At 63.9% G+C, this 5,544-nt stretch carries 7 protein-coding genes; all 7 read left to right on the top strand.

The genetic code is table 11. The features are described 5' to 3' along the window. Positions 1-152, top strand: a 152-nt coding sequence (locus tag JOZ79_RS05135) for a hypothetical protein (RefSeq protein ID WP_294071516.1), incomplete at its 5' end; no start/stop codon positions are given. A 23-nt stretch (positions 153-175) separates the two neighbouring features. Beyond that, positions 176-1,261, top strand: a complete 1,086-nt coding sequence (gene nuoH / locus JOZ79_RS05130) for an NADH-quinone oxidoreductase subunit NuoH (RefSeq protein WP_294071514.1) — start codon at positions 176-178, stop codon at positions 1,259-1,261. Further along, positions 1,258-1,737 carry an NADH-quinone oxidoreductase subunit NuoI gene (gene nuoI, locus JOZ79_RS05125; RefSeq protein WP_294071512.1) on the top strand — a complete coding sequence of 160 codons (480 nt, stop codon included), beginning with the start codon at positions 1,258-1,260 and terminating at the stop codon, positions 1,735-1,737. The genes nuoH and nuoI overlap by 4 nt, the downstream gene beginning before the upstream one ends. Positions 1,738-1,874: 137 nt before the next feature. Next, on the top strand, positions 1,875-2,480 hold the full coding sequence (locus tag JOZ79_RS05120) for an NADH-quinone oxidoreductase subunit J (RefSeq protein WP_294071510.1): 606 nt from the start codon (positions 1,875-1,877) through the stop codon (positions 2,478-2,480). Then, a complete protein-coding gene (gene nuoK, locus JOZ79_RS05115) occupies positions 2,477-2,782 on the top strand; it encodes an NADH-quinone oxidoreductase subunit NuoK (RefSeq protein WP_294071508.1) in 306 nt (101 codons plus the stop codon). Before JOZ79_RS05120 ends, nuoK begins: the two co-directional genes overlap by 4 nt. Beyond that, positions 2,782-4,836 (top strand): NADH-quinone oxidoreductase subunit L, encoded by a 2,055-nt coding sequence (nuoL, locus tag JOZ79_RS05110; RefSeq protein WP_294071506.1) that lies wholly within the window; start codon positions 2,782-2,784, stop codon positions 4,834-4,836. Before nuoK ends, nuoL begins: the two co-directional genes overlap by 1 nt. Then, a partial coding sequence (locus JOZ79_RS05105) for an NADH-quinone oxidoreductase subunit M (RefSeq protein WP_294071504.1) occupies positions 4,833-5,544 on the top strand: 712 nt, incomplete at its 3' end. The genes nuoL and JOZ79_RS05105, both read left to right, overlap by 4 nt.

Below are 5,544 nucleotides of genomic sequence, written 5' to 3'. Positions count from 1 at the left end.
CGCCCAGGCTCGCCGCCAAGGCGGAAGGGCCGGTCGGCTACGCCATCAAGGACTTCTTCCTGACCAATGCCATCTGCCGGGCCAGCCCGACCATGAACCGCTGCTCGGAAGAGCTCGTCCAGGGCGCCGCCTTCGAGGAGGCGGCCGAGTGACCGACTTCTTCGTCCATCACGGCATGATCTACGGCTGGGCCTGGTTCCTGGCGACGATCATCGGCATCCTGGTCATTGCGCTGCCGCTGATGCTGGCGGTGGCGATGGTCATCTATGCCGAGCGGAAGATCTGGGCGGCGATGGCGCTCCGCCGCGGCCCGAACGTGGTTGGCCCCTGGGGCCTGCTGCAAAGCTTCGCCGACGGGCTGAAGGTCTTCCTCAAGGAGACCATCATCCCGACCAGCGCCAACAAGGGACTGTTCCTGATCGCGCCGATCGTGACCTTCACGGTCGCACTGATCGTCTGGGCGGTGGTGCCGTTCGCGCCGGGCGTGGTGCTGGCCAACGTCAATGTCGGGCTTCTCTACGTCCTCGCGGCAAGCTCGCTCGGTGTGTACGGCGTGATCGTCGCCGGCTGGGCGTCCAACTCCAAATATCCATTCTTCTCGGCGCTGCGCGCCGCCGCGCAGATGGTCAGCTACGAGGTATCGATCGGCTTCGTCCTCATTACCGTCGTTCTCTACGCCGGCACCTTCAACCTCAGCGGCATCGTCACCCAGCAAGTCGGCTTCGGGCTTGGCATCTTCAACGGGTTCGGCTTCAACCTGCTGCTGTTCCCGATGTGGGTGGTGTTCTTCATCAGCTCGATGGCCGAGACTTTCCGAACGCCGTTCGATCTGGTTGAGGCGGAGAGCGAGCTCGTTGCCGGGCACCAGACCGAATATTCGTCGATGAGCTTCGCGCTCTTCTGGCTCGGTGAATACGCCAACACGATCCTGATGTGCGCGCTCAATGCGATTCTGTTCTGGGGAGGCTGGCTGCCGCCGGTGAACTGGGCGCCTCTCTATGTGGTACCCGGCATCATCTGGCTGCTCGCCAAAATGTGCCTCTTCTTCTTCATGTTCGGCTGGGTGAAGGCCACGGTCCCGCGATATCGCTACGACCAGGTGATGCGCCTCGGCTGGAAGATCTTCCTGCCGCTGAGCCTGGTGTTCGTGTTTCTGGTATCCGGCTGGCTGATGCTGACCCGCTACGGCTGCGATAATCTTACTTATTCGCACCAGGCATCGGCCGTTGCGGGGCCGGTCTGTGCAGGAAATCCGCGATGAAGACCTGGCTCAAATCCTTCACGCTATGGGAATTCCTCGGCGCCCATGCGCTGACCTTGAAGTATTTCTTCAAGCCCAAGGCGACGATCAATTATCCGTACGAAAAGGCGCCGCAGAGCCCGCGCTTCCGCGGTGAGCATGCGCTTCGCCGCTATCCGAACGGGGAGGAGCGCTGCATCGCGTGCAAGCTGTGCGAGGCGATCTGTCCGGCGCTGGCCATCACCATCGAGGCCGAGCCACGCGAGGACGGAAGCCGCCGCACCACGCGTTACGACATCGACATGGTGAAGTGCATATATTGCGGCCTGTGCCAGGAGGCCTGCCCGGTGGACGCCATCGTTGAGGGACCGAACCTCGAATTCGCGACAGAAACGCGCGAGGAGCTATTGTACGACAAGGCGAAATTGCTCGCCAACGGCGACAGGTGGGAAGCGGCGATCGCCGCGAACCTTGCCGCCGATGCGCCGTATCGTTAGGCGGCCCGCATGCTGATTCAGAGCCGGAAAATCCTCCCCGGAACGGGGAGGGGGACCACCGAGCAAAGCTCGGTGGTGGAGGGGGCCCCCTCCGTCAGCACTGCGTGCTGCCACCTCCCCGTGCCGGGGAGGATTTGTTGATCGCAGCCATCGCCTTTTACCTATTCGCGACGCTCACCATCGCTCCGGCGATTGCGGTGATCTTCGCGCGCAATCCCGTTCACAGCGTGCTGTGGCTGATCCTCGCCTTCTTCAACGCTGCGGGACTGATGCTGCTGCTAGGCGCCGAATTCATCGCGATGCTTTTGGTCATCGTCTATGTCGGTGCGGTCGCGGTCCTGTTCCTGTTCGTCGTCATGATGCTGGACATCGATTTCGCGCAGTTGCGGTCCGGCTTCACCCGCAACCTGCCGTTCGGGATCATCATTGCGCTCGTTCTGCTTGCCGAGATCGTGATTGCGGTCAGCGCCTGGTCGGCTGGACCGACGCTGAGCGGGGCGCACATTGCGGCAACGGCGCAGCCCAACATCGTCGCGCTCGGTGCGCTGCTCTACAGCCGCTACCTGTTCGCGTTCGAGATCGCGGGCCTGATCCTGCTGGTGGCGATGATCGGCGCGATCGTCCTCACTCATCGCCAGCGCCGGGACACTCGCGGGCAGCGAATCTCCAGACAGGTCGCGCGCCGGCCCGAGGACGCGGTCAAGGTCATCAACCCGGGCGTCGGCGAGGGCATGCAGATATGATCGGTCTTGCGCACTATCTGACCGTCGCCGCGATCCTGTTCACGATCGGCGTGCTCGGCATCTTCCTCAACCGCCGCAATGTGATCCTTATGTTGATGGCGATCGAGCTCATCCTGCTCGCGGTGAACATCAACCTGGTGGCGTTTTCGGCTTACCTCGGTGATCTCACCGGCCAGGTGCTGGCGATGTTCGTCCTGACCGTCGCCGCCGCCGAGGCCGCGATCGGCCTCGCGATCCTCGTCATCTTCTTCCGGCGCGCCGGTTCCATCGCCGTCGATGCGGCGACGAGGATGCGCGGCTGATGCATCCGATTCTTCTCATTGTCTTCCTGCCGCTCATCGCCGCGATCGTCGCCGGGCTTGGCGGCCGTTGGATCGGAAAGGCTGCGGCCAAGGTCGTGACGACCGGCGCTCTGTTCGTCGGCGCGATCCTCAGCTGGCCGATCTTCCTCTCCTACATCGCCGGCAACGCTCAACCCGTGGTCGTGCCGGTGCTTGACTGGATTCGCTCGGGCGACCTGCAGGTCGACTGGGCGTTGCGCGTCGACAGCCTGACCGCGGTCATGCTGGTCGTGGTCACTAGCGTCTCCAGCCTCGTCCACCTTTACAGCTGGGGCTATATGGAGGAGGATCCGAGCCAGCCGCGCTTCTTCGCCTATCTGTCGCTATTCAGCTTCGCGATGCTCATGCTGGTGACGGCCGACAGCCTGGTGCAGATGTTCTTTGGCTGGGAAGGGGTGGGCCTCGCCTCCTACCTGCTGATCGGCTTCTGGTACTACAAGCCGTCCGCCAACGCCGCCGCGCTCAAGGCCTTCGTGGTCAACCGCGTCGGCGATTTCGGCTTTTCGCTCGGCATCTTCGGCACCTTCCTGGTGTTCGGCACCGTCTCCATCCCGGCGATCCTCGCCGCCGCGCCGCACATGGCCGGGTCGACCATCGGCTTTGCGGGCATGCGGGTCGACACCATGACCTTGCTCTGCCTGCTGCTGTTCGTCGGAGCGATGGGCAAGTCGGCGCAGATCGGCCTCCACACCTGGCTTCCGGACGCGATGGAGGGCCCGACCCCCGTCAGCGCCCTAATCCACGCCGCGACCATGGTCACTGCGGGCGTGTTCATGGTCTGCCGCCTCTCGCCGATGTTCAACACCAGTGCGACGGCGATGCACGTCGTTACCTGGGTCGGAGCCATCACCTGCTTCTTCGCAGCGACGATCGGCACGTCGCAGAACGACATCAAGCGCGTGATCGCTTATTCGACCTGCTCACAGCTCGGCTACATGTTCTTCGCCGCCGGCGTTGGCGCATACGGCGCGGCGATGTTCCACCTGTTCACCCATGCCTTCTTCAAGGCGCTGCTGTTCCTCGGCGCCGGCAGCGTCATCCACGCCATGCACCACGAACAGGACATGCGTTACTATGGCGCGCTCAGGAAGCAGATCCCGTTCACCTTCTGGGTGATGATCGCGGGTACGCTGGCGATCACCGGCGTCGGGCTCGACGTCGGGGGCGGTATCGGTTTCGCCGGCTTCTGGTCCAAGGACGCGATCCTCGAGAGTGCCTGGGCGTCAGGCTCCGTTTCCGGCACGATCGCCTTCTGGCTGGGCGCCATCGCCGCGCTTTTAACCAGCTTCTACAGCTGGCGGCTGATCTTCCTGACCTTCTTCGGCAAGCCGCGCTGGGAGGCGTCGGAGCATATCCAGCACGCCGTCCACGGCGATCATCACGATCATCCGGACGCGGAACATGCCGACAGCTCGCACGACACGGGCATGCCCCCCGAAGGCACTGCCGGTTATCATCCGCACGAAAGCCCGCTCACCATGTTGATCCCGATCGGCCTGCTCGCGGTTGGGGCCGTGCTTGCGGGCCAGCTGTTCCACGGAGTCTTCATCAACACCGAGCGCGCGCCTGATTTCTGGCGCGGCGCGATCGCCTTCAGCAAGCAGCTTGCAACTGCGGCCGAGGACAGCCCGATCTGGATCAAGCTGACCCCGACGATCGCCATGCTGCTCGGCCTGTGGATCGCCTGGAACAACTACGTCCGCGACCCGAAGGCGGCGGGTGCGTTCGTCCGGACCTTCCCGGCGGTGCACCGCTTCGTGCTTAACAAGTGGTATTTCGACGAGATCTACGACCGGATCTTCGTCCGCCCGGCGCTGTGGCTCGGCCGCCTGTTCTGGCACCGGGGTGACGAACGGACGATCGACCGCTTCGGCCCGCATGGCGCCGCAGTCGCTGTGGCGGCCGGCAACAAGGTGGTTGCCCGGGTGCAGTCGGGCTATCTTTATTCCTATGCGCTGGTGATGTTGCTCGGCCTGATCGGCGCCGCGAGCTGGGCGATCTGGTGGGCCCGATGAGCGGACTGCCTGTGCTGACCGTCCTCATTGCCGTGCCGCTGATCGCGGGCATGATCGCTCTGTTGCTCAATGCGAACGGCGCGCGCTGGACGGCGCTGATCGCGACCCTGATCGACCTCGTGCTCGGCATCTACCTCTGGGCCGCATATGACCCCAACGGCGCTCAATGGCAGTTCGTCGAGCGCGTGCCGCTGGGCGGCGGGGTCGGCTGGTCCCTCGGCATCGATGGCATCGCCATGGTGCTGATCATGCTCAGCGTGTTCCTGATGCCGATCTGCATCGGCGCGAGCTGGCGCGCGATCACCCGCCGGGTGCCGGAATACATGGCCTCCTTCCTGCTCATGGAAGCGCTGATGCTCGGAGTCTTCGCCGCCCAGGACCTGTTCCTGTTCTACATCTTCTTCGAGGGCGGCCTCATCCCGATGTACCTGATCATCGGCATCTGGGGCGGCGCCGAGCGGATCAAGGCCAGCTACAAATTCTTCCTCTACACCCTGTTCGGCTCGGTGCTGATGCTGATCGCCATGCTCTACATGGCGTTGACCGCGCACACGACGTCCATCCCAGCGCTGATGGCATACAATTTCCCCGTCGGCGCGCAGCAATGGTTGTTCCTGGCCTTCTTCGCCAGCTTCGCGGTCAAGATGCCGATGTGGCCGGTCCACACCTGGCTGCCCGATGCGCACGTGCAGGCGCCGACCGCGGGCT

The organism is Sphingomonas sp. (assembly GCF_019242355.1).
Taxonomy (GTDB): Bacteria; Pseudomonadota; Alphaproteobacteria; order Sphingomonadales; family Sphingomonadaceae; genus Sphingomicrobium.
This window is presented reverse-complemented; position numbering and strand designations above follow the sequence as displayed.